Origin of the sequence: Arthrobacter oryzae (genome assembly GCF_030718995.1) — a bacterium.
GTDB lineage: Bacteria > Actinomycetota > Actinomycetes > Actinomycetales > Micrococcaceae > Arthrobacter > Arthrobacter oryzae_C.
The window spans coordinates 3807305-3831289 of the sequence record NZ_CP132204.1; the positions used below are offsets into that span (position 1 = coordinate 3807305).

The 23985-nt window shown below is 64.4% G+C and carries 24 protein-coding genes and 3 pseudogenes; 21 read left to right on the forward strand and 6 right to left on the reverse strand.

Annotated elements, in window-relative coordinates; genetic code table 11:
• Nucleotides 1–101 precede the first annotated feature (101 nt).
• From Q8Z05_RS17355 to Q8Z05_RS17390, 8 genes are all read left to right on the forward strand, one after another.
• Nucleotides 102–644, forward strand: coding sequence for a cyclophilin-like fold protein (locus Q8Z05_RS17355; protein WP_305940819.1), 543 nt, complete (start codon nt 102–104; stop codon nt 642–644).
• 553 nt (nt 645–1197) lie between these two features.
• Nucleotides 1198–1698: a hypothetical protein gene (locus Q8Z05_RS17360; RefSeq protein WP_305940820.1), complete on the forward strand. Its 501-nt coding sequence runs from the start codon at nt 1198–1200 to the stop codon at nt 1696–1698.
• A 101-nt stretch (nt 1699–1799) separates the two neighbouring features.
• A complete protein-coding gene (locus Q8Z05_RS17365) occupies nt 1800–2030 on the forward strand; it encodes a hypothetical protein (RefSeq protein ID WP_305940821.1) in 231 nt (76 codons plus the stop codon).
• Complete coding sequence (locus Q8Z05_RS17370) at nt 2027–2404, forward strand: cyclophilin-like fold protein (protein WP_305940822.1); 378 nt, start codon at nt 2027–2029, stop codon at nt 2402–2404. Before Q8Z05_RS17365 ends, Q8Z05_RS17370 begins: the two co-directional genes overlap by 4 nt.
• A gap of 58 nt (nt 2405–2462) precedes the next feature.
• On the forward strand, nt 2463–3728 hold the full coding sequence (locus Q8Z05_RS17375; RefSeq protein WP_305940823.1) for an MFS transporter: 1266 nt from the start codon (nt 2463–2465) through the stop codon (nt 3726–3728).
• A gap of 19 nt (nt 3729–3747) precedes the next feature.
• Entirely contained in the window at nt 3748–4872 is a 1125-nt protein-coding gene (locus Q8Z05_RS17380) for a PQQ-dependent sugar dehydrogenase (RefSeq protein ID WP_305940824.1), read from the forward strand.
• A 145-nt stretch (nt 4873–5017) separates the two neighbouring features.
• Nucleotides 5018–6166 carry an alpha/beta hydrolase gene (locus Q8Z05_RS17385; RefSeq protein WP_305940825.1) on the forward strand — a complete coding sequence of 383 codons (1149 nt, stop codon included), beginning with the start codon at nt 5018–5020 and terminating at the stop codon, nt 6164–6166.
• 243 nt (nt 6167–6409) lie between these two features.
• The gene (locus Q8Z05_RS17390) at nt 6410–7300 is read left to right on the forward strand and encodes an aldo/keto reductase (protein WP_305943609.1); all 891 of its coding nucleotides are present in this window, start codon (nt 6410–6412) and stop codon (nt 7298–7300) included.
• 161 nt (nt 7301–7461) lie between these two features.
• Here the strand turns inward: Q8Z05_RS17390 and Q8Z05_RS17395 are convergent, their stop codons facing one another.
• The 3 genes from Q8Z05_RS17395 to Q8Z05_RS17405 form a co-directional block, all read right to left on the reverse strand.
• On the reverse strand, nt 7462–7956 hold the full coding sequence (locus Q8Z05_RS17395) for a DUF6644 family protein (RefSeq protein ID WP_305940826.1): 495 nt from the start codon (nt 7954–7956) through the stop codon (nt 7462–7464).
• The gene (locus Q8Z05_RS17400; RefSeq protein ID WP_305940827.1) at nt 7949–8728 is read right to left on the reverse strand and encodes a hypothetical protein; all 780 of its coding nucleotides are present in this window, start codon (nt 8726–8728) and stop codon (nt 7949–7951) included. The genes Q8Z05_RS17395 and Q8Z05_RS17400 overlap by 8 nt, the downstream gene beginning before the upstream one ends.
• A gap of 61 nt (nt 8729–8789) precedes the next feature.
• Nucleotides 8790–9815 carry an SDR family NAD(P)-dependent oxidoreductase gene (locus Q8Z05_RS17405; protein ID WP_305940828.1) on the reverse strand — a complete coding sequence of 342 codons (1026 nt, stop codon included), beginning with the start codon at nt 9813–9815 and terminating at the stop codon, nt 8790–8792.
• Between the two features lie 357 nt (nt 9816–10172).
• Between Q8Z05_RS17405 and Q8Z05_RS17410 the strand changes: the two genes are divergently transcribed.
• The 4 genes and pseudogenes from Q8Z05_RS17410 to Q8Z05_RS17425 form a co-directional block, all read left to right on the forward strand.
• A complete protein-coding gene (locus Q8Z05_RS17410; RefSeq protein ID WP_305940829.1) occupies nt 10173–10490 on the forward strand; it encodes a hypothetical protein in 318 nt (105 codons plus the stop codon).
• A gap of 202 nt (nt 10491–10692) precedes the next feature.
• Nucleotides 10693–10887 (forward strand): hypothetical protein, encoded by a 195-nt coding sequence (locus Q8Z05_RS21490; protein ID WP_371745986.1) that lies wholly within the window; start codon nt 10693–10695, stop codon nt 10885–10887.
• Between the two features lie 10 nt (nt 10888–10897).
• A complete protein-coding gene (locus tag Q8Z05_RS17420; RefSeq protein WP_305940831.1) occupies nt 10898–11284 on the forward strand; it encodes a nuclear transport factor 2 family protein in 387 nt (128 codons plus the stop codon).
• 96 nt (nt 11285–11380) lie between these two features.
• Nucleotides 11381–11515: pseudogene (locus tag Q8Z05_RS17425) on the forward strand (IMP dehydrogenase); the annotation flags it as partial.
• A 2-nt stretch (nt 11516–11517) separates the two neighbouring features.
• Here the strand turns inward: Q8Z05_RS17425 and Q8Z05_RS17430 are convergent.
• Nucleotides 11518–11802, reverse strand: a pseudogene (locus Q8Z05_RS17430) (IS982 family transposase); the annotation flags it as partial.
• Between the two features lie 84 nt (nt 11803–11886).
• Here Q8Z05_RS17430 and Q8Z05_RS17435 point away from each other — a divergent pair.
• A complete protein-coding gene (locus Q8Z05_RS17435) occupies nt 11887–13371 on the forward strand; it encodes an MGDG synthase family glycosyltransferase (RefSeq protein WP_305940832.1) in 1485 nt (494 codons plus the stop codon).
• A 1757-nt stretch (nt 13372–15128) separates the two neighbouring features.
• Here Q8Z05_RS17435 and Q8Z05_RS17440 read toward each other — a convergent pair.
• Both Q8Z05_RS17440 and Q8Z05_RS17445 read right to left on the reverse strand, forming a co-directional pair.
• Nucleotides 15129–15385 (reverse strand): annotated as a pseudogene (locus Q8Z05_RS17440) (dihydroxy-acid dehydratase domain-containing protein); the annotation flags it as partial.
• Nucleotides 15386–15470: 85 nt separating this feature from the next.
• On the reverse strand, nt 15471–16172 hold the full coding sequence (locus Q8Z05_RS17445) for a GntR family transcriptional regulator (RefSeq protein ID WP_305940833.1): 702 nt from the start codon (nt 16170–16172) through the stop codon (nt 15471–15473).
• A 232-nt stretch (nt 16173–16404) separates the two neighbouring features.
• On the opposite strand from Q8Z05_RS17445, the gene Q8Z05_RS17450 reads away from it, so the two are divergent.
• From Q8Z05_RS17450 to Q8Z05_RS17485, 8 genes are all read left to right on the forward strand, one after another.
• Complete coding sequence (locus tag Q8Z05_RS17450) at nt 16405–17571, forward strand: mandelate racemase/muconate lactonizing enzyme family protein (protein ID WP_305940834.1); 1167 nt, start codon at nt 16405–16407, stop codon at nt 17569–17571.
• A 90-nt stretch (nt 17572–17661) separates the two neighbouring features.
• Complete coding sequence (locus tag Q8Z05_RS17455) at nt 17662–19038, forward strand: cation:dicarboxylate symporter family transporter (RefSeq protein WP_305940835.1); 1377 nt, start codon at nt 17662–17664, stop codon at nt 19036–19038.
• A gap of 118 nt (nt 19039–19156) precedes the next feature.
• A complete protein-coding gene (locus Q8Z05_RS17460; protein ID WP_305940836.1) occupies nt 19157–20104 on the forward strand; it encodes a phosphoglycerate dehydrogenase in 948 nt (315 codons plus the stop codon).
• Nucleotides 20105–20138: 34 nt separating this feature from the next.
• Complete coding sequence (locus Q8Z05_RS17465) at nt 20139–21218, forward strand: tartrate dehydrogenase (RefSeq protein WP_305940837.1); 1080 nt, start codon at nt 20139–20141, stop codon at nt 21216–21218.
• Nucleotides 21219–21271: 53 nt separating this feature from the next.
• Nucleotides 21272–21526: a hypothetical protein gene (locus Q8Z05_RS17470; RefSeq protein ID WP_305940838.1), complete on the forward strand. Its 255-nt coding sequence runs from the start codon at nt 21272–21274 to the stop codon at nt 21524–21526.
• 16 nt (nt 21527–21542) lie between these two features.
• Nucleotides 21543–22460, forward strand: coding sequence for an HpcH/HpaI aldolase/citrate lyase family protein (locus Q8Z05_RS17475; RefSeq protein WP_371745874.1), 918 nt, complete (start codon nt 21543–21545; stop codon nt 22458–22460).
• A 48-nt stretch (nt 22461–22508) separates the two neighbouring features.
• Nucleotides 22509–23330: a fumarylacetoacetate hydrolase family protein gene (locus tag Q8Z05_RS17480; protein ID WP_305940839.1), complete on the forward strand. Its 822-nt coding sequence runs from the start codon at nt 22509–22511 to the stop codon at nt 23328–23330.
• A 76-nt stretch (nt 23331–23406) separates the two neighbouring features.
• Nucleotides 23407–23919 (forward strand): HAD domain-containing protein, encoded by a 513-nt coding sequence (locus tag Q8Z05_RS17485; RefSeq protein ID WP_305940840.1) that lies wholly within the window; start codon nt 23407–23409, stop codon nt 23917–23919.
• Nucleotides 23920–23985 lie beyond the last annotated feature (66 nt).

Consider the following 23985-nt stretch of genomic DNA (forward strand, 5'->3'; position numbering starts at 1 on the left):
GTCCCTCCCGGTACCACTAACACCAGGGGCTCCCACCCAGCCTTGCCAACTGCTTTGCTGGAATGGACAAACTTTTCCTGACTGAAGGGGAACCACCTCCCATGCGCCTGCAAAAACCCACCTTGGCTGCCATCATCGCGCTGGCATTGTCCCTCGCCGGGTGCAGCACCCCTTCAAACGACACGGACTCCACCACTGAGCAGCCTTCCTCGCCGCCGGAAACATCTTCGACGGCGGCCGTTGGGTCGTCGCCGCAGCCACCTGTCCCGTCCTCTGCGGCTGCGGCAGATAGCACTCCGATCACCATCGACATCGATGGCGGGACCGTGACAGGTACCCTGTCCAGCAACGCAGCTGCTCGCTCCCTGATCGAGCAGCTTCCTTTGACGCTCTCCTTCAGGGACTACGGCGGCCAGGAAAAGATCGCAGAGCTGCCGGAGGCGCTTTCGCTCGACGGCGTGCCCGCAGGCGACAGCGCAGAACCACTGACCATCGGCTACTACGCGCCCGACCGGGCCCTCGTCCTCTATTACGAAAGCGTCGGGTATTCCCGCGGAATTGTGCGGATCGGATCGTTCGATGACCTCGCGGCGATCCGGGATCAAACCAGCGGTTTTACCGCCAGGCTGGCTCCCGCTAACTGAGCGGGATGACGCGGCTGCTCTGAACATTCTCCACAAAAGAACGAACCGTTGTGACTCGAGCAACCTTTGAGGACGGCGCCCGCGAAGCGCGCATCGACGCCCTGCCCCACAAATACATCAGCATCATCGAAGAAACAGAGAATTCGGCCCCGGCAAACGATCCTTCCGTCCCGGCCGGGCGCTTTCCTTGGGCCGCCCTGCTGGTCCTGGCCCTGATGGGATTCCTCCTGATTTTCACCGAGACCATGCCCGCCGGCAGTTGGCTGCCTAGCACCTGGTTGACGGGCCGGACGTCCTCGAGGCGTCGAAGTCGTCCAACCCGTGGTGCGCCTGCGAGGCACCGGCGGAGAACACGGGGATCGTTGTCGCGGATACTCATGACGCAGTCGCCAGACGGAACGATGGGCATGGGGACGGATCAACAGTGTGATCATCGTGCTGACGCGCATGTCGAGTCGGTAAATGAAGCCCAGTACGGGGTAGGCAGCTACAACACGCGGGAAGTGGCGGAGGAACTGCGCTACATCGAGCAGAACATCTTGCCTTCCCCGCGGTGGATAGGACGCAGAAGAGAATTCTGATCACAGGTCCCACCGCGGGCATCGGCGATCGGCTGTACGTCAGGTATGGACCCAACACCTCCCAAGCCCGGGCCGAAGAGGAAGAGTTCGGCTACCACGAGTCACGCCATGTGGACCAATGGGCAATGGCGAACCTTCTTGCCGGCCCCTTCGCGTTTCCCGTTGCGTACTTCATTGACGACGCGCTGTTGCCCGACTCGCGCAACCATTTCGAGCGGGACGCGGGCTTGTCCAGGGGTGGGTATGCGCCCGTGCCCGACAAGTGGCCTGCGCCCCGCTGGCCGGAGTCAGCAGCTATCGGCGCGCTTGCTTTGCTGGTCTTCCGGCGCCGGCTGCGGTGGGTGGTGAGGGTGCTCCGAGCCGGGCGGGTGCAGAAGAAAGCACACGCACACCGCCGGTGCCCTGTCCACACCCCCTGCTGGACGCCGGTCCGCGAAGGCGGCGTTCCTGCTGAGGGCGGCCTTCCTGCTTAAGGGGGGCCCTCCCGGTACCCCTAACAAGAGAGGCTCCCGCCCGCCGTTGTCAGCTGGTTTGCTGGAATGGACCCGCTCCAGAGAGAAAAGGACCTTCTCCCATGCGAACAAAGAATTGGACCCTGCTCGCGGTCGTCGCGCTGGCGTTCCAAACCGCTGGGCGCAGCACCCCTTCGACCGGCCAGGCTCTGGCCGGTACGTCACCGTCCGCCGCCCCGGGAACATTTTTGGATCCGATTCTGATCGTAGACCTTCCCCGCAAGCCCGGCTCCGACTCCGCCCCGTGCCCCGAAGGCCCGGAGGCTGCTGTGGAAAGTGTGGACGAGGCATGAGCACCGAAGCGCGCGCGGCAGGCACTCCGATCACCATCAGCTTCGACTGTGCCGCCGTCAGCGGAAGACTTTTGGGCAACGCGACTGCGCGCTCCTTGATCGACCGGCTTCCCCTGAAGCTTTCCTTCAGCGATTTCGGCGGACAGGAAAAGCTCGCAAAACTTCCGTCACCCCTCTCGCTCGACGGCGTTCCGTCCGGCGGCGACGCCGATCCACTGACGATCGGGTACTACGCACCGGGCCAGGTCCTGGTCCTCTACTACGAGCACGTCGGGTATTACCGAGGGATCGTCCGGATCGGGACTTTCGATGATCTTGCGGCCATCCGGGACCGCAAAAGCCGATTTACCGCGACCCTCAGCCTTGGAACCTGATCAGGTTCAGCGCCTGACCTCCACCCGCAAGACTTCCGCAGAGAGAAACGGAACCATTTTGACTCGCGCCACCCTCCAGGACGACGCCGGCAACGCGGACGTTGCCGAGCCAAGCCACGAACACCTCGGCACCTTTGAGGACAAGACACTCCGGGAAGGGGATACTCCTGCCCCGGGCGGTGCCTTCCCGTGGGCGGCCCTGCTGGTCATGGCGCTGATGGGCTTCCTGCTGATCGCCACCGAAACCATGCCGGCCGGCCTGCTGCCGCAGATCGCTGCCGGGCTGGACATCACCGAGGGCACGGCCGGGCAGTTTGTCAGCGCCTACGCACTGGGCACCGTTGTTGCCGCGATGCCCGCAGTCGCCATGACACGCGGCATTCGCCGGAAACCGGTCTTCATCGTCGGGATCCTCGGCTTCCTGGCCGCCAACCTCATCACAGCGTTTTCCACGGACATTGTGCTCTCCCTAGGGGCGCGGCTCCTTGCCGGTGCGTTCTCCGGGCTGCTGTGGGGCATGCTTGCCGGGTACGCCCGCCGCATTACGGCCCCGGAATACGCGGGCCGTGCTTTGTCGGTGGCGTCCCTTGGCACGCCGGTGGGACTCGCCGTGGGTACACCGTTCGGCTCTTGGCTGGGCACCACCTTCGACTGGCGCTGGTCCTTTGGCGTCCTTTCTATCCTGACGGTGATCACGGTCCTGCTGGCGCTCTTCCTGGTTCCGGACGCACATGGACAGCGTGCTGCGACGCGTGTCCCGCTGGTGCGGGTACTAGGCATCCCGGGGGTCGCCGTTGTCCTGGCTGTCATTGTCAGCTGGATGCTGGGACACAACATCCTCTACACGTACATCGGCTCCTACCTCCGCACGGCCGGCGTTCCGGTGCCGGTGGATGTTGCGCTGGTGGTGTTCGGGGCGGCGGCGATCGCCGGGATCGCGATTACCGGTGCGGTGATCGACAAGGGCTTGCGGCGCCTGGTCCTCCTGAGCCTTGGGTCCTTCGTCGGGGCCGGCGTGGTCCTCATCATTGGACAGGGGTCTGTCGTGGCGGTGCTTGCGGCGATCGTGCTGTGGGGCATTGCGTTCGGCGGGGCGGCAGCACAGTTGCAGACGGCGATCAGCGCCGCCAGCGGGGACAACGCGGACGTCGCCAACTCGATGCTTGGTGTCGCCTTCAACCTGGCGATCTTTGCTGCCGGGGTGGCAGGCGCGGTGGTGATCGGTACTTTCGACGGGCTGGTCCTGCCGGTGGTGATGGCTGGGCTCGCCGCCGTCGCGCTCTTCCTCGCCCTTGCCGGACGCCGTACGGCATTCCCGCGCTGACCAAACGGAAGGATCCAACTTGAACCCCATCCAGAGAGCGCTGCTGGCGCCTGCCGCCATCGGGGCCAGCCTCCTGGTGGCGGCATGCACTGCAACGCCGGAAGCAACGCAAGGTTCGCCGTCAGAGACTTCACAGGTTGCGGCGCCAAGCGGCCCGTCAGCCCCGGCCAGTGCAGCCATCATGGCGGATGCTCCAAAAACCGTGGCCACCGGTTTGGATGCGCCGTGGTCCGTAGTGTTCCGCGACGGCACACCGTTGGTCAGTGAACGGGACAGCGGGCGCATCCTCGAACTCAGCGCCACTGGCGCTGCGCGCACACTGGGAAGCGTTCCGGGTGTTGCTGGCATAGGGGAGGGTGGCCTATTGGGGCTGGCTGTAGACGGCCGCGGCCGCCTGTATGTGTACTCGACCGGGGCCGAGGGAAACCGTATCCAGCGCTTTGACGTCACCGGACAGCCCGGTTCCCTGGCGCTTGGAGAGCCAGAAACGCTGCTCGACGGTATTGCCGCTGCGAGCTATCACGACGGTGGCCGCATGGCCTTTGGGCCCGACGGCATGCTTTACATCTCCACGGGCGACGCTGGCCAGCGGGACAGTGCCCAGGACCTGGCCTCGCTGAACGGTAAGATCCTGCGGATGACCCCGGACGGCGGTATTCCCGAGGACAACCCCTTTCCGGGATCGCTTGTCTACAGCTACGGGCACCGCAATCCGCAGGGGTTCGCATGGGCAGCGGATGGCACCATGTTCTCGACCGAATTCGGCCACAACGCATGGGACGAACTCAATATCATCACCGCAGGCGCCAACTATGGCTGGCCGGCCGCGGAAGGGATCACGAACACCGAAGGTTTCACTGACCCCGTGCAGCAGTGGGCGCCGGCCGAGGCCAGCCCCAGCGGCCTGGTCCACATTGACGGGACCCTGTTTATCGCGAACCTCCGTGGTCAGGTCCTGCGGGCTGTTCCCGTTGCGGAACCTTCGACGTCGGAGAGCTACCTCGACGGCGGATTCTGCCGTATCCGGGACGTTGCTGAAGCCCCGGACGGGATGCTCTGGTTTGTCACCAACAACACGGACGGGAGAGGTACCCCAGGGCCCGACGACGATCGCATCCTCAGCGTGAAACCCGAGAGAAAGTGACGTCTGACCTAGGAAAATGCTGATGGAGGCCCTGCTGGTACCACTCTTGACCGGGGCTCCCTCGGGTGTGTGAACCGTGGTCTTCTTGAAAGTGCAGAAGGAAACTTCGACATTCGTTAGCGCACATTACGAGGATGACAAAGACATGACTATGAACACTGACGGAACCAAGAAGACCGCCATCCGTGCCACTCTGGCAGAGGACGGCGTTTCGCGCCGGGGACTCATGAAACTGACGGGCGCCGGTGCCGCCGTGCTCGGACTCTCCGGTGTGGCCGGGATGGCAACGGCCGATGCTGCCACCGCGGCACCTGGCACTTCCCGCAACGACCTGGAACCAGGAGACACCTCTAACGGTGCGGACAACTTTTACACAAGTGACCAGGTCACGGTGCGGAAGATCTCCTTCAAGAACCAGTACCAGATGAAGGTTGTGGGCAATCTCTTCGTACCGAACAACCTGGACCGCAGGCTCAGCAACCCGGCGCTGGTGGTGGGCCACCCGATGGGCGCCGTGAAGGAACAGAGCGCCAACCTCTACGCGACCAAGATGGCGGAGCAGGGATACGTCACACTTTCATTCGACCTCTCGTTCTGGGGAGAGAGCGCCGGCAAGCCCGGAAACGCAGTTTCACCGGACATCTACGCGGAGGACTTCAGCGCCGCGGTGGATTACCTGCGTTCGCTGACCTTCGTGGACGGGGAACGTGTTGGCGCCATCGGCGTCTGCGGCAGCGGCAGCTTCGTCCTCAGCGCGGCCAAGATCGATCCGCGCATCAAGGCCATTGCCACGGTGAGCATGTACGACATGGGAGCGGCCAACCGCGACGGCCTCCGCAAGTCCGTGAGCCTGGAGCAGCGCAAGGAGTTCATTGCGCAGGCTGCCGCGCAGCGGGACGTCGAGTTCGCCGGCGGAGCGATCGAGTATACGGGCGGTACCCCGGAGGTGCTCACTGCAGAGTCCACCGCGGTGGACCGGGAGTTTTACGATTTCTACCGGACCGCCCGCGGCTGGTGCCCGAACACGACGACGCATCCCGCCCTGGCCACCAACACGAAGTTTATGACGTTCTACCCGTTCAACGACATGGACCTCCTCGCACCGCGCCCGCTGCTGTTCATCGCCGGCGACCAGGCGCACTCCCGTGAATTCAGCGAGGAAGCCCATCGGCGTGCCACCGGCCCGAAGGAACTCTTCTGGGTCCCGGGTGCCGGGCATGTGGACCTGTACGACCGTACCGGCCTCATTCCCTTCGACAAGCTCACGAGTTTCTTCCGCTCGACGCTGGTCTGATAGGGACTAGAAGCCTGCACACAAGAATACTGCTCCCGGGGGCTGGGCTGGGATTTCAGTTCCGGCTCCCGGGAGGAGTTTCTCTTGACATCATCGACCGGCACTGCCCGAAGCGGGTACGACCGCTTGAGCGCTTCCGCTGCCTAGCACCGCCAGATCCCACCATCCACGAAAGGAAAGCCTTTGAAGATCGTCCCCTTCGGAACCACCGAGCTGAAGGTCCCGAACGTCGTCGCAGGTATGATGCGCATCGCCGGCGACTCCAACGAACAGATCCGTTCCCTCTATACGGCATCCCGGGATGCCGGGATCGACTTCTTCGACCACGCGGACCTGTACGGGTTCAACCACCCCGGCGGCGGCTTCCACCTGTGCGAGCGCCGCTTCGCCGAGGCCCTGCGGCTGCGCCCGTCCGAGCGCGATCAGATCGTCCTTCAGACCAAGACCAGCATCGTCGACGACCCTTGGGGCTACGACCAGTCCTACGAGCACATCGTGTCCTCAGCCGAGGAGTCCCTGAAGGCACTGGGCACCGACTATCTCGACGTGCTGCTGCTGCACCGCCCCGACGCGCTCGTGGAGCCTGAAGAAGTCGCCCGCGCCTTCGACCACCTCCAGTCCAGCGGGAAGGTGCGCGCCTTCGGCGTCTCCAACCACACCCCGCGTCAGATCGAACTGCTGAAGACCGCGGTGAGGCAGCCGATCGTGGCGAACCAGGTGCAACTGTCGGTCACGCACTCCACGATCATTGCCCAGGGCCTGTCGTCGAACATGACCGGCTTCGACGACTCGATCACCCGCGACGGCGGTGGGCTGGTCGATTACGCGCGGATCAACAAGATCACCCTGCAGGCCTGGTCGCCCTTCCAGAAGGGCTTCCAGGACGGCGTCTTCCTTGGCTCGCCCGACTACCCGGAGCTGAACGCCGAGCTCGACCGGCTCGCCGCGAAGTACCAGGTCACGCCGACGGCGATCGCGGTCGCGTGGATCACCCGTCACCCCGCGGGCATGCAGGTCGTGCTCGGCACCACGAAGCCGCAGCGTGTCGCCGACGCTGCGGCAGGCTCCGACATCCCGCTGACGCGGAGCGAGTGGTACGGGCTGATCCAGGCCGCGGGCCACAACGTCCCCTGAGACTTAGCCACAGCGATCGCTCGCGGTTAGCCATGTACCGGCGACGAACGAAAAGAACCCCGAGTCCGGCTGGACTCGGGGTTCTTCGTGGTCGACGACGGCGACGTTTGCGCCGGTACTGGTCGTGTCCATGCATGTCTTTGTTGCACGGCACGAGTAGATCAGATGTAGGCCAGGAATCGTCCCGCGAAGATCACGCCCGTCCATGTCGACATCGATACGATCGCCGAGATACGGGCCGCGACGGGTGTCGCGTCGGCATCCGCCAACGCATCGACTCGATGGTAGACACCGCGGTGAAACACGAGGACGTTCAGCCCAGCCAGGAGCAGGAGTCCGAGCTTCCACGGCGCAGCACCGGAGCCGGCGACGCCGACGGCCTGCGCGCTGAACATCAAGATGCCTGTTACGACGGCGATGGCCAGGCCGAGGTGGGACACCGGCAGGAGATAACGTGCGGCCTTCGTGACGGACACCAGGCGACGCCCGACGCCCAGCAGCCGGAGGTCAAAGGCGAAAGCCGGGCCGACGAGCACAGCGATGCCGAGGATGTGGAGGCTTTCGAGCGTCGGATACATGAAGGGGGTGGAACGCACGGCGTCACCGAGCGTGCAGTCCTGCAGCCAGCGCAGGATCAGTTCAAGCCATTCAGGCATCCTGGTTCCGTTCATCCTGGCGGGTACGGTGGCGTACGTAGAAGACGCTGCCCGCCGCCGCCGCGACGACGACAGCAGCGAACACAGCCCAGACGACCCACGTCTCTGAGCGGCTGTCATCGGTGGCCTCGGCACCCTGTGCATCGGCACCCTGTGCGGGAGGGGCCATCTCCACGGGATCCTCCACCGTGGACGGCACTTCGGCAGGCTCGTCGCTTGCCTGCGCGGCGCCTGGCAGCGGCGCCCGGACGGGAAGCGTGTTGCCGATCACCTGGTTGACGGGCGCATTGTCGTCTCCATACCAGAATGCCACCGGACGGAAGAGGCCGTCATCGGTGCTGTTGATGTATCCGACTCCTTGGAAGCGTTCTCCGACCTCCAGCTCGCGGTTCAAGCCGTTGCTGCTCGACCACCATGGTGGAGCGATGAGGATCTCAAGCTCGTCGTGGGGTCCGTCATACGCGAGGGCGGCTTCGACCCGGATGCTGTCCTCTGGGCCTGACAGGTCCTCGGGGATCGGCAGGTCAGGCGTGTTGGCCGGCAGCTGGGCATCCAGTGTCACATCGAAAAGTGAATGCGGATCGCCCCAGATCCCCTCGGACGAGACGGTGCCGGCGATGTAGACGAGGTCGTTGGTTTCGAAGCCGTCCCAGCCGTGGTGCGCGGCGGCCGGTGATGCCGGGACCAGCGCCATTGCTGCCGTGACGAGGAGGGCCGCCGTGGCCAGAAGGCCGCGACGGCGTGGTCGGCCGGCGTGTGTGGAGACGGTCATGGTCGTCGATCCTTAGGTGTTGGGTGTGTGGGTTCTTGTCCGGCGGGGTTGGGGCCGGAGCTCAGCTTTCTGCGGGGAATTCGACGCCAGTCCGCTCGGCGCAGGAGGCCAGCAGCTGGTCTTGCGCCTGGGTGTCGTGCACGAGCTCGTTCACGCGCGTCTCGACCTGCTGGTGGAAGAGGAACTCGCCGGTGACGTCGCTGCCGGGCTCCACTCCCTCTGCGAGCCAGACCTGGGTCATGTAGCCGTCGCGCAGGCTGTCGGGCGTGGTGGTGTTGCCGTTGTGGAAGCCCATCAGGGTGGGGATCCAGCCGGGCGCGACGGCGTTGATCTGCCGGTCGGGCCAGACGCGGGCTGCGGCGGTCGCGATCATCGCCATGTGCAGCTTGCTGTCGCCGTAGCCGATACCCTCGCCCGAGCGCACCTCGTCGAGCCTCAGGCCGCCGCCGAGGTGCAGGTCGGAGCTGAGGTAGCTCAGCTGTTGCGGCGGGGTCACCAGCGCGGTGAGGAGGTAAGGCGAGAGGGAGTTGGAGTTGAGCAGCTCGCCGTCGGGAAGGCCGTACTCGCCGGCATTGTGGATGATGACGTCGAACCCGCCGAGGGCGTTGATCTGCCCGGCCAACGCCCTCGTCTGTTCGAGGTCGAGAAGGTCGCCGATCACGACGTCCTCGAGGCCCGGCAGGTCGCGGTGCACGTCGGCGGCGCGCTGCTCGTTCCGGGCGTGCGCGACGACGGTGTGCCCGCGCTTCAGCAGATAGGCGGCCGCGAGCTGTCCGGCGCCGGCGGTGGACCCGGTGATGAGGACGCGCTTGTGCTCGCCGCCCTTGAACGACTGCACTTCCTCGCCGATCCACACCAGCTCGTCGGCGACCTGCCGGGTGTTGTACAGGCCGACTCCGTACCGGTCGCCTTGAGCCTGTACCCCGGTCGCGGGGGTCCCGGTCGGGTTGGGCGCAGCGTCCGTGGCCGCGGGCGTCGAGGCGTCCTGCGGTGGAGTGCTGGTGCAGCCTGCCAGAATCCCCGCGCCAAGCGCTGCTCCGGTCAACAGGAGACCGCGTCTGGTCAGAGGAGTCGTATTGAGCGTCATTTTAGTCATTTCCTTCATTCAGCCAGCGACCGTGATGCTGACCTGTTGCCCGTCCAGCAACTTGAACTGGTCGATGTCCTTGGTCTCGCCGAGACGGCTGTTCCGGGCAGCCGCATCGTGGAGTCCTTCTAGATCGGTCCGAGCAGTACTCCATCCATGGAACACGGAGAAGATGCACCGCGGGAGTCCCTGTCGAGAGGGGTATCAGGAGGGACTCCCATTCCTGGAGATCGCCGGGGTTCGATGGATATGTACGTCAGAAGACAGAGCCGGGAGGCTCGTCCCTCCCGGAGCCGACCGAGAGCCGCATCGACGATGCAGCGGCGCATCGACCCCCACGAACCCAGAATGGCCACCATGATCTCGGCAGACTCCCGTGAACCGATGAGTGCGGAGCATACCGGTCTCGGCCTGCAGCGCCGTCACCTGCTTAAGTTGACCGGAGCCGCAGTGGCGACCGGGACGCTTGCCGCGGCGGGCGGCACCGCTGCCCGGGCCGAGGCCAAGCCTCAGTGGACCAACACGTGGGACAAGACATTCCCGCGCAGCAAGAAGGTCGACCATAAGAAGGTCTCGTTCAAGAACAGGTACGGCATCGAGCTGGTCGCCGACCTGTACAGCCCTAGGGCCTTCTGTACAGCCCCAAGGGCCTTCGCAGCGGTGCCCGGGCGCTGATCGTCGGGCACCCGTTCGGCGGCGTCAAGGAGCAGACCTCCGGCCTGTACGCGCAGACGATGGCCGAGCGCGGCTTTCGTCACTGGCGTTCGATGCCTCCTGCAACGGCGAGAGCGGCGGCACGCCGCGCAACGTCGCCTCCCTGGAGGCCTTCGTCGAGGACTTCAGCGCCGCCGTCGACTACCTCGGAATCCGCAGGGACATCGACCGGGAGCGGATCGGCGTGATCGGCGTCTGCGCAAGCGGCGGCTTCTCGCTGGCCGCCGCCGTGCTCAAGCCGTCGCAGCAGGCCGCTGCTGACGAGTTCGCCGACTATTTTGCCACCCCGCGCGCCCACCCCAGGCGCAACCGTCTTAGCCCGCCTTCCCGCGAATCTCGCATAACCACCAAACAGTAAGGAACCAATCATGTCCCGTGCCGACCAGAGCACCGCAGACTTCCTGACCGAGTACTTCGCAGTCATGGAGAAGAAGGATTACGAACGTCTCGGCGACTACTACGCCGACGACATCACCCTGACCTTCGCCAACGCCCCGACCGTCAAAGGCAAGGACGTCGTGCTGGCGCAGATGGCCGCGATCGGCGGCAAAGTCGAGTCCCTCGCGCACCCGTTGATCAACGTCTGGCAGGAGGAAGACGGCGTCGTCGTGTTCGAGGTCGACAGCGCCTGGCACTTCCTTGACGGAGTCGACGTGACCATCAGGGCCTGCTCGATCTTCACCATCACCAACGGGAAGTTCACCGACCAGCGCATCTACGTCGACAACACCCCCATCAACTCATACTTCAGCTAAGCCGGGCAGCCGTGGTGGCCCGTTGACCGGGCCACCACCGAGGCTCCTGCCGTCCCGCTGGCGAAGCAAACCGAAGCACGTGAAGAGAGGAACAGCATGCGTGGAGTAGTCCTCGAAGGACCCCGGGACATCCGGGTCATTGATCGGGAAGATCCGAAGATCGTCAACCCGAGCGATGCGGTCATCCGCATTACCGCGACCTGCATCTGCGGCTCCGATCTTTGGCCCTACCTCGCGGAGATCAGCGTCCCGGCGGCCCGGATCCGTTTGTTGTAGCTTGACTGCTGCGGAATTCCGGGGAACATCCCGGTCAGGTGCGTCCGGGCGTAACGGATCCACCTGGTTTCGGAGGAGTATCCGAGCAGTTGCTGCGCCACCACCAGGCAGAGCAGCTCAGCATCGGACAGCCCGGGCTTGCGCCCGGGCCGCCGGTTCCGTGACACGCCAAGATCAGGCAGGACACGGTCGGTGAGCAGGACATAGAGTGTGGTCAGGAGAGTGTTTAGTTCGGGGTTCACATACCGGGTTTAGCACTCTCCGTCTGACTCTAAAAGGCTCCCCACCGCCCTACGCAATAGGAATTACTCATCTAGACTCTCTTCATGCGCAGAACGTCGGCACGAGGCCCCGACGCCGCTGGGAGGGAGCGCGTACTTATCCTGTCAGCAGGGGTAGGAGCGGGGCACAACAGCGCCGCGGCGGCGGTGCAGCAGGCGTGTGCCGCGCGCGCCGACATCGACGAGGTGCAGGTGCTGGACGTGCTGCAGGTGAGCAGCGTGCTCTACCGCACACTGCTGGGCAGGGGTTACTTCGTCCTGGTCGAGGATTTGCCCTGGCTGGTCGAGTGGGGCTACGACATCAACGACCGTCCGTTCCGGCGGCGGGGCCCAGTAGACCCCTGGACACGGGTGAACGCTCTTCCGGTGATCGGTGCGATCAAGCGATTCCGGCCGACCGCGATCATCTGCACGCACTTCCTGCCAGCCCAACTGCTGGCGTCACTGCTCCTTCGCGGCGTGATTGACGCGAGGATCGCCGTCGTTACAACGGACTACGACTTCCAGGGCCTATGGCTTACGGGCGCGTTCCACGCGCTCTTCCTGGCCAGGGAGGAGGGGAGGGTGGAACTGATGGCGCTGGGTTTGCCCCCCGACCGCGTCGCGGCCACGGGGATCCCTATCGCTACCCAGCTGAACGTAGCGCCTGCGCGCGATGCAAACGAGCCCCCGATGCTGCTGATCTCGGCGGGTGCGACTGGCGGCGACTATGCCGTCTCGGTCGTGCGGCAGACGCTGCACATGCGCTCGTCCTTCACGGCCACGGTCATGTGCGGACGCAACAATGCGCTGCGGCAGCGTATCGAGCAGCTGGTGGCGCCCGCTGGCGACCGCTACCGCGTGCTCGGCTTCACGGCGGAGATGCCGCAGCTGCTGCGCCGCGCCGACCTGTTTGTGGGCAAGCCGGGCGGCCTGTCGGCGTCGGAGTGTATGGCTGCAGGACTGCCCATGGTGCTTGTGAACACCATCCCGGGGCAGGAGGTTCGCAACGGCGACTACCTGATGGAACAGGGGGCGGCGGTCCGCTGCAACACTCCCGCGACGATCGGCTGGAAGATCGACGAGCTGCTGCGGGAGCCGGGTCGCCTGCAGCGGATGCAGGCGGCGGCGCGGAGAACGGGCCGCCCTAACGCTGCAGCGGACGTGCTGACCGGACTGCTGGACGGGCCGTCCCGTCCCCTGGTCGTGACACGCGCAGCGCAGAAGACGATACTCGCCGAGAGCGAGCGGCGCGTCGTTGCGACGGATCTGACGGGACCCTCCTCGCTGGTCCGCGTGGTCGACTTGGCTGGGGCTAGCACGGTCGCGCTGCTGCGAGCCGAGGAGCTGGGAGATCTGCAGAAGCGGTATGCCACCGCGGACGGGGGTCTGGTACTGCGGCGCGGCGACGCGCTCATGTCGCTCAGGGGAGAGCAGCGGCGGCTGCTCCGCGCCATTCTTCGGGGGGACGACGAGCTGCCCGTCCGCGTCGAGGGGCCCTCGCCACCCCCTCGCATTGTTCCCGCGGGACCGGCCGGACACGATCCCTAACGACCTCAGGCGGCCCGGCCGCCCTCGTCGATCCCTTTCTTACGGCTCCGCCACCGGTCCGCGTCCGCCCAGCTGACCGGCTGTGCCCTGGCGGCGTGCAGGGCCCAGTCGCCGTGCGGGGGTGACGAAGCGGGTTAACGCAGACAGAGACGGAATCGTTAGCTCCCCCCGCGCTGGTCGCTAGACCGATCGCGAGCCCGACCCGTTCCTCCAGCGACGAATCCCGGGTCGCGGCCCGCGCAACTGTCACAGGGAAGGCGGTGGAGGCGCCGATCACGCTGAACCCAATGCCCGGACGCCGACCCGCGAAACCGCCCCGGCCACGAACGGCCGCTGGCCTGGCAGCATCGGGATGAGCGGGAGCAGCAATCAGGTGGAGTCGCGGTCGAGCAGTCCGAGGATCTCCCCATCCGTCATCCAGTCGATCAGTTGCTCCGTGCCGTCATGCGCGTCGCGCTAGCCCCCGGACCGCCTCGCCGTAGGCGCCGCCCTCCGCCGTCATCGTGTCCGGCGCCGGCTCTTGGCCTCGCGCTACCCGACGCCCTGCACGGATCTTCATAGACAAGATTCTGCACCCTGTGCATACGTGAGCCAGCAAGCCCGGCATTAGCCCTTGCCGTTTCGGTGCTCGGCTCGACCGCGCCGAGCGGCGAGGCCCGGTTACTCGGTGGCGTACGGAGCTGCTCCCTCAAGGAGCCAGAAACGTGTGTCGCTGGGCGACAACTTCACGAGAGACGAAAAAGAAGGTGTTGACAGTGTCAACACCTTGGGCTTTGGATCGGGTCGTATATCGGTACAACTGGCCTGAATTCCCTATGTTCCCTGGTCTGTCCAGTGTTTTCAAGGCCAAGAATGCCGTTCGAGTCCCACCTCGGGCACGCATAACCCTCGTCAGAGCGGTTTTTGCTTTAATGTGTGGACATTGGCCATCCGCGGGTCCCTCTGACCCTGGCTGCGGTTTGTGCCCGGCGCCGCGGTGGCCTGTGAAGTTGTGTGGGTGGCGGGGTCAGGGCCCTGGCCTGTGGGCCCTCGGCTTGTTGGAATTTAGAGTATGTGCCGCGTCCTATCCGGCTGTTCCGGTGACCAGTTTGTTGCCTTTCACTTATTCAGGCCCAGGGTTGTGGTGACGACATGACGAAGCCGAAGTCTCTTCGACGATCTTCCCCGGATAGCTGCTGTCTGCGAACCAGGCAGGGGTGGGCTCATCGCATATTTGTCCGGCCAAAGGCTGTGTGGATATTGTCCACACATTTGTCCACGGCCGGCTTTTCGACCTCCATTTTGGAGCTTTTCTCATGGTTCTGCCGACGCCACTTCATGCAGGTCTCTGTTGCAGGCGACACGACTTGGCGGCCCGGATCGTAGGTTTTCTAGGACGTTCCGGGTTCAGCGGGAACGTTTCTGGGGTATCAGAGGTTGCGGCGTACCACCCGTCGACAGAGTCCCAGGTGTGTGGGATCCGGACTCTTCTTCCGGGGACGGTCCAGGTTTTGGTTGATCAGTGCGGCCTGTCCATAGTTGGACGCGCGTCTATCGTGTTCCTCCCATGCATAGCGGCAGCGAGGTTCTCGCTAAGAATGGCTTTTCGCGCAGCCCGTCGCTCACGGTCGTTCCGCTGTTCAAAGCGACGAGCAAGCTGGCGTCGTGGACGAGGTTGTCAGCGACTGGCGGGCACCGGATGTGTCTGTCAGATGTGTGCGCCGTTCTGATAGCGGAGTCACCGCTGGGTTGAGGGTCCGGAGTGCAGCTTGGGGAACCGGGAAGGAGTACAGCATTCCGGAATGGCCCATGGCGATGCCGTCGTCGACGGCGATGGTATTCAACTCGCGGGCGATTCCCCCGGCGGCGTGGATGGCCTCGGAAACAATTCTTCCCACTGGCTGGAGGTGTGTGTGGCCGGGAACGAACTCGGTGAAGCTGATCGCGACGGCGATGATGGGCCTTCCGAAATCCTCGCGGGCTACGCCGGCTGCGCGCAGCAGGGCGGGAACGAAGAGGAGGCATGGGAGTGCAGTCTTTTGTGTAGAAGAGCATGTGGACGGAGCGGAGGGAACCGCGGCAGCGGCTGGCAGTGACGTTTGGAGCAGACCCGTCGGATGCTAGGCGGTTTTCTCCAGGTTGTCGGTTTGGACGTTCTCGCGTTCTTCCAGCGCTCCGGTTACGGACGCTGTGAGGCTGTGGGCGATGTGGGTCCGCGCGAGGTCCGCCGCACCGGGGCCGTCTCCGGCGATGACGAGCTCGAGTATCTGGTGGTGCTGGTTCAGGTCGATGGTCCGGGGCTCATCACCGGAGGGAAGCTCCAGGCCGATGCGGCGGTAGCGATCGGATTTATCCCATAGATCGTCCAGGAGTTTGATCATGACCTCATTGTGCGAAGCGGCGTAAACGGCGCGGTGAAATTCCCGGTGCACAGTAATGGCGTCCTCACCCCAGACCCGTGTGACGGGCAGGAGCTTCTCCGCTGCGGCACGCATTGCCGCGATATCAGCTTCTGTCCTGCGGGCTGCTGCCAGCTCCGTTGCCGATGGTTCAAGAGAGAGACGGACTTCAAGGAGTTCGCGCGCTTCGGCGGCACTCATGCTGGCCACGCGGGAATCCCTGTGGGTGTCCATGACGATCAGGCCCTCGCTGGCGAGCCGGCGGATAGCTTCACGCAAAGGAGTGATGCTCATCTGCATACTGTCCGCCAGCTCGTACTGGGAGATGCGCGAGCCAGGATTCAGGCCGCCGGAGAGGATGAGACGGCGCAGTTCGCTGTACGCCAGGCTGCCCTTACTGGAAAAGACGTTCGTGGTGTTCACTTGCTGCTCCGGATCTCTCACGGGGGTTACGTACCCCCTGGACTGAGTCTACTCTGAAACATCTTATAAGAAATCTTTCTTTTGGACTTGTGCTCCCCATCACCTGCAGGCTAGCCTAAAGCGCACAGTCTTATAAGATATTTGCTCAACCACAAAATCTTCCCGATTTTGGGACGTGCTTCGATCTAGCTACTTATAAGAAATAAGATCCCCACTCAGGAGAGATTCAAAGATGAAAATCGTTTCCGCCCACGTCGGCACCATTCCCATCAGTTCCTCGATCCGGAACGCCTTCATTGACTTCACCAAGATGGACTGCACGATCATCGCCCTCGTCAGCGACGTGTTTGTCGACGGGAAGCCTCTGGTTGGCTATGGTTTCAACTCCAACGGCCGCTACAACGCCACGGGCATCCTGAAGGACCGCATCCTTCCCCGCATCATGGACGCCCCGTCCGAGGACCTTCTCGATGAGGACGGCCAGCTCTCGCCGGAGAAGGCGTGGGACCTGATGATGTCCAACGAGAAACCTGGTGGACACGGCGAGCGCTCGGTGGCCGTCGGCGTCGCCGACATGGCCCTGCACGACCTCGCAGCCAAGATCGCCGGCGTCCCGCTTTACCGGTGGATCTCTGACCACTACGGTGACGGGAACCCGGATAAGGACGTGTTTGTCTACGCAGCCGGCGGTTACTACGCACCTGGCAAGAGCCTCGAGGACCTGCAGAACGAAATGCGCGGCTTCCTCGCCAAGGGCTACAACGTGGTCAAGATGAAGATCGGCGGCGCCGACCTCGCCGAGGACCTGCGCCGCATCGAAGCCGTGATCGAGGTCCTCGACGGCGACGCTTCCCGCCTGATGGTGGACGTCAACGGCAAGTTCGACCTGGAGACGGCGCTGGAATACGGCAAAGCCATCGACCAGTACGGGCTGTTCTGGTACGAGGAAGTCGGCGACCCGCTGGACTACGCCCTGAACGCCACCCTCTCCGAGCACTACAAAAACCCGATCGCCACCGGAGAGAACCTGTTCTCCCTCCAGGATGCCCGGAACCTGGTCCGCTACGGCGGCATGCGCCCGGACCGCGACTTCATCCAGGTCGACCCGGCCCTGAGCTACGGCCTGACCGAATACCGCCGGATCCAGGACATGCTCGCCCAGCACGGCTGGTCCTCACGCCGCTGCATCCCGCACGGCGGACACCAGTTCTCCCTGCACATCGCCGCAGCCCTCAAGCTTGGCGGCAACGAGTCCTACCCGGGCGAGTTCCAGCCCACCGGAGGCTTCACCGACGACGCGGTGATCGTCAACAGCCGCGTGGCCCCGGGCGATCTGCCGGGCATCGGGCTCGAAGGCAAGGCTGAGTTCTACAAGGTCCTGCGCGCTCTGCACGACTAGACACCCTCGCAGCTTGGTCCCGGGCAGAGCCCTGCCCGGGACCACCACCTCCCCAAACTTCTCTGTCTGTCGTGCAAAGGAGCACCCAAGATGTCGTCCCACACCCTGCAGAATCCCCAGCATTCCTCCCACCCGCCCAAGCAGCGATCCCGGTTCGGCCGGCTGATGCGCGAACTATGGTTCCAGGTCGTCCTGGGCGCCGTCCTGGGCATCGCCGTCGGCTTTCTGCTGCCCGAAGTCGGCAAGCAGCTCACACCTCTGAGTGACTGGTTCATCGCCCTGGTGAAGATGATCGTCATCCCCGTTGTGTTCTGCGTCGTGTCCCTCGGCATCGCATCGATGGACAGCCTGCGCAAAGCCGGTCGTATCGGTGTGAAGGCACTGGGCTACTTCCTCGCCCTGTCCCTGCTGTCGATGCTGATCGGCCTGGTCGTCGCCAACGTCTTCCGTCCCGGCGACGGCATGAACATCGACCCGTCCCAGCTGGACTCCAGCAAGGTTCCGGCCAAGGCCAGCGAAGGCTTCAACGGCATTGAATTCGTCAACAACATCATTCCCGAATCCCTCTTCGGTGCCCTGACTGGCCACACCATCATCGCCGCACTGATGGTCTCCATCATCTTCGGTGCCGCCATGAACGTCTCCGGCGAAGCCGGTGCCTTCCTGACCCGTGGCATCCAGGCTCTGTCCACGGTGATCTTCAAGATCGTCACATGGGTCATGCGCCTTGCCCCAATCGGCACCTTCGGCGCCCTGGCGGCCGTTGTAGCCAACTACGGCACCCAGAGCCTGCAGCAACTCGGTTACCTCGTCCTGCTCTTCACCGGAACCTGCATCCTCTACGTCCTCGTAGTCCTGGGCATCATCGCCCGCACCTGCGGACTGAACATCTTCACCGTTATGCGCTACTTCAAGGCCGAACTGCTCATCGCCCTGAGCACCTGCTCCAGTGAAGCCGTCCTTCCACAGCTGATCAAGAAGCTCGAAGCCATGGGTGTGGGCAAGTCCACCGTCGGCATCGTCATCCCCTCCGGGTTCTCCTTCAACCTTGACGGGTCAGCCGTCTACCTGACCATGGCCTCAGTGTTCCTGGCCCAAGCCGTTGGCATGGACCTCTCCTGGGAGCAGCAGCTGGTCATGGTCGGCGTCATGATGCTCACCAGCAAGGGCACCGCCGGCATTGCAGGCGGAGCGTTCATCGTCCTGGCCAGCACCTTGAGCTCTGTCGGCGGGATCCCGCTGGCAGCTCTCGCCCTCATCGTCGGCATCGACCGGCTCCTGAACGAAGGCCGGGTGTTCATCAACGTCCTCGGCAACGTGATGGCCGCCGTCGTCGTCGGCAAGTGGGAAAAGGACTACGACCACGAACAGGCACGCAAAGCCCTGCATGCCGCAGGCCAGAAGAAAAACGAAATCGAAGCAAAGACACCGGCCGCCGCGGAAGCGGACAAGGTCGACGTCTACTAAAACCGCACACGTCAGGGCCGCCGTGCATACCGCTGCGGCCCTGACCGCGTGAACCCCTAATCTACAGCCGCTGATGACAGCGCATCCCCAGCAACCACACTAGGAACCTACCTGTGCCATGGCCGCCCGCATCCTGATCACCACCGACTACCTCCAGCCGGAAGATGCCGTTGACCAGCTCCTGCGGGAACACGGTCTGGAACCGGTCTACTCGCCACACCGGGGCCCACGGCCCACTGAGGAACGCGGGTCGTTGTTCGAGGGCATCTCCGGCGCGATCCTCGCCAGTGAGCCGGTCACCGCCGACATGCTCAAAGCCGCCGCCACCCTGAAAGTCATTGCGCGCAGCGGCGTGGGGTACGACTCCATCGACGTCCAGGCCGCGGCCGCACAAGGAATCAGGGTCTGCAACGCCCCCGGAACCAACCACCACTCGGTCGCCGAACTCACCATCGGACTGATTATCATGGCCGCCCGCCGCCTCCTGCAGGTCACCACCGCCGTCCGAAACGGGCACTGGCCCCGCGAGGCCGGCCACGAACTGCGCGGCTCCACCCTGGGCATCATCGGCTACGGCCCCAGCGGACGCGCCACGGCAAACCTCGGAGCCGCCCTCGGAATGACCGCCCTGGTCAGCACCGCCCACCCCGACCCGGACAATCCCGCGGTCCGGTTCACCGATCTCGACACCGTCATCCGTGACGCCGACTACCTCTCCCTGCACACCCGCGGAGGCCGGAGCGCCGGCAAACTCATCGACGCGCCCAGGCTGCAAGCGATGAAACCCACCGCCATCCTCATCAACACGGCCCGCGGCTCGCTCGTGGACGAAGAGGCCTTGGCCAAGGCACTTAACAACGGAACCATCGCCGGCGCCGCGCTGGAGGTGCTCGAGAACGAACCCATGCCCGGCGACAGCCCCCTCCGGGGCCTGGACAACGTTCTCATCACCTCCCACCTCGCCGGCCAGACAGCCGAAGCCCGGACACGGGCCGGTCTGGCAGCCGCGCACGCCGTCATCGACGTCCTCGAAAACCGCGAACCGGCACACCCGGTCGATCGCTAACTCGAACACCCACCAACAACGAAGAAGGATCCTGATGTCGAAACCCCACCGCATCGCAGTCATTCCCGGCGACGGAATCGGCACCGAAGTTGTGCCCGAAGGGCTGCGCGTCCTGGACGCCGCGGCCTCAGCCTTCGACCTCAACCTCACATACGAACACTTCGACTACGCCTCCGCTGACTACTACACCCGGCACGGGAAGATGCTGCCCGACGGATGGTTCGAGGAACTGAACCAGTTCGATTCCATCTTCTTCGGCGCCGTCGGCTGGCCTGACGTCGTCCCCGACCACGTACCGCTGTGGGGCAGCCTCCTCCAGTTCCGCCGCCACTTCGACCAGTACGTCAGCCTGCGCCCGGTCAAGCTCCTGCCCGGAGTGCCCAGCCCCCTGGCCGGCAGGGTCCCGGGCGATGTCGACTTCTACGTCGTGCGCGAAAACACCGAAGGCGAATACTCCAGCATCGGCGGGAAGATCTTCGAAGGCACCGACCGCGAAACCGTCATCCAGGAAACCGTCATGACCCGCACCGGCGTGGACCGGATCCTCAAATACGCCTTCGACCTGGCGCAAAGCAGGCCCAAGAAGCACCTGACCTCCGCCACGAAGAGCAACGGCATCTCCATCACCATGCCCTACTGGGACGAGCGGGTACAGGCCATGGCCTCCGCCTACCCAGGGATCGAGGTGGACAAATACCACATCGATATCCTGGCAGCTAACTTCGTCATGCACCCCGACTGGTTCGACGTCGTCGTCGCCAGCAACCTCTTCGGCGACATCCTCTCCGACCTCGGACCAGCCTGCACCGGAACCATCGGCATCGCCCCCAGCGGCAACATCAACCCCGAACGCAAATTCCCCAGCCTCTTCGAACCCGTCCACGGCTCTGCCCCGGACATCGCCGGCAAAGGCATCGCCAACCCCATCGGGCAAATCTGGTCCGCCGCCATGATGCTCGAACACCTGGGAGAACCCCAAGCCGCGGCGGCCATCACCACCGCCATGGAAACCGTGCTCGCCCACGGCCAACAAGCACTCACCCCCGACATGGGCGGCAACGCTACCACAGAAGACCTGGGCAAAGCCGTGGCATCGGCCCTGACCGCGCCATGACCCCATCAAGCGGCCCTGGAAGCCGGAACGCACCTGCCTACGGAGAGCGGATCATGCTCCGCCAGTACATCCATTGGCGCTGGCTGATCGGAACCACCGTCCAGATCCGCCAGCACGGCCAACTCATCCGCATCGGAACCATCGATGATGCCATGGCAGACTCCACAGCGCTCTGGATCGCAGGCGACGCCGTCCAGCCTCGCACCATGTACGAAGCCGCGCTCGGGATCGAGGTGTGGGCGGACCCGGAAGAAGCCGAAGACGGGCTCTGCTATCGGATGACATCCACAGCACCATCACATAACTGACTTAGCACGGAGACCCATGACGCAGCCCATTTACATGCCCCGAAGCACCGAAGGCACTACCCACGCCACCCCATCGCTAAATGACGCTCCCCGGGCCATCATCCCGCAACGCAATATCCCCGCCGAAATTGCCCGTTCGTGGCTTTTGGTGAACGCAATGAAGCCTGAGCTTTTTGACGTCTCGGCCGTCTCGCGCGCGGATTCGATCATCCTGGACATCGAAGATGCCGTGGATCCCTCGCAGAAGGACACGGCCCGCGAACACGTGATCAACTGGCTGACCGCCGGTGGCAAGGCCTGGGTCCGCATCAACGACGCCACCAGCCCGTTCTGGGCGAGCGACCTTGCCGGGCTCCGCGGCACGCCCGGCCTGCTGGGCGTCATGCTGGCGAAGACCGAGTCAGCGGACCAGGTTACGGAGAGCTTCCACCGCATGGACGGCCAGACCCCCGTGATTGCGCTGGTGGAGTCCGCCGTCGGCATCGAGGAAGCGAACAATATCGCCAAGGCCCAGGGCGCGTTCCGCCTGGCCTTCGGGTCCGGCGACTTCCGCCGCGATACGGGCATGGCAAACACGCAGGAGGCCATGGCCTACCCGCGCGCCAAGCTCGTAGTGGCCAGCCGCGTGGGCAACCTGCCGGGCCCCATCGACGGACCCACCGTGGGCACGAGCCACCCGATCCTGCGTGAGCAGACCGGCATCACCGTGATGATGGGCATGACCGGCAAGCTGTGCCTGGCCATCGACCAGACTCCCGTCATCAATGAAGTCATCAGCCCGACGCCGTCCGACGTCGCCTGGGCCACGGACTTCATGGCCGACTTTGAGGCCAGCGGCCGCGTGATCCGCGACGGTTCCGACCTGCCGCGCCTGGGCCGCGCCGAAAAGATCATGAAGCTCGCAGTGGCCTTCGGCGTGCACCCGGCACAGTAACGCCCGCGCCGGCCGTAATCAGCAACCAAGATCATGAAGAGAGAACTAATGGCCTACGCAAACTACCGATACAAAGGTCGCGACTTCATCGGCGAAGTGCACGGCGAATACCTCATCCCGTTGGCCGGCCTGACCGACGTCGGACCGGAAACATCCGCCGATTTCCTTGCCAGTGCTTCCCGCCTGACCGAGTCACGGGTTGCCCTATCCGACGTCACCCTGCGCCCGGCATCACCCAGGGCCGGCAAAATCCTCTGCGTCGGCCTGAACTACAAAGACCATGCCAACGACGTCAGCACGGCCACCTTTCCCGTCCTCTTCCCCAAGTACACATCCACCCTCACCGGACCCGCCGACGACATCATCCTGCCCCCGGAATCCGGCCAGGTCGACTTCGAAGGGGAACTCGCCGTCATCATCGGAAAAGCAGGACGCCGCATCAGCGAAGATGACGCACTGGGGCACATTCTGGGGTACTGCGTCTCCAATGACATCACCATGCGCGACTATCAGAACAAGTCCCACCAATGGCTGCAGGGCAAAATCTGGGACAACACCACCCCGCTAGGCCCTTACATCGTCACACCGGCAGAAACCGACATCAGCAACGCCGGCATCAGCACCACATTGAACGGGGAAGTTGTCCAAAAATCCGACCTCTCCCACCTGATCTTCAGCATCCCCACACTCATCGCCACCATCTCCGAATTCACCACACTGGAGCCAGCGGACGTCATCCTCACCGGCACACCAGCAGGAGTCGGATACCGCAGAGACCCACAACTGTTCCTCCAAGACGGCGACACCATCACCGTGACAGTCGAAGGAGTCGGCAGCATCACCAACACCGTCAGGGCCGAAGCCGCCTGACGCATATCGGTATCAGGAAGCAAACCACCGCCTGTAGAAAAACCCGAGCTTGTCAAGACAACGGTAGGCTCCGCCCATGACGTTGAAGCCGATTATCCTGCTCGACATCGACGGCGTTCTCAACCCGGCCCTTCGTGCACGGCCGGGTGATCTCCGGCCGGACCCGCAGCTCACCTGCGCGAGGACTGCGTTGGTCCGGCGGCTGGCACAGTGCGGTCGAATCGCCTGGGTGTCGACGTGGCCGACTGAGATGACCGCCGAGCTTGAGGACCAGCTGCAACTCGACGTGGAGCCGTTGCGGGTGACATTGCTGCTGCGCCCGGCCGACGCCGATGAGCCGACACCGAAGCTGCGGTCGGTGACCAGGTGGCTGGCCAGGATGGAGGCGTCCGGCGACGCGGATTGGGACTCGGTCGTGTGGATTGATGACGTACTCGGACCCGACGCGCGCGAGTGGGCCCGCAGCTGCGGCCTGCGGCCCGTCCTCCTGGAGAAGCCAGGCCCGGACCTGGGTCTGACAGAGGCGCACGTGATCGCGGTCGAGGTGTTCGTCGACGGCGGGGGAGGGGCTGGCGCTCCGGCCAACTGAGGCCGTGCCACTAGCTGGCGTGCCGCGGGCTGCAATGCAGGTGGCGGCATCCACGCCGGGCCGTCC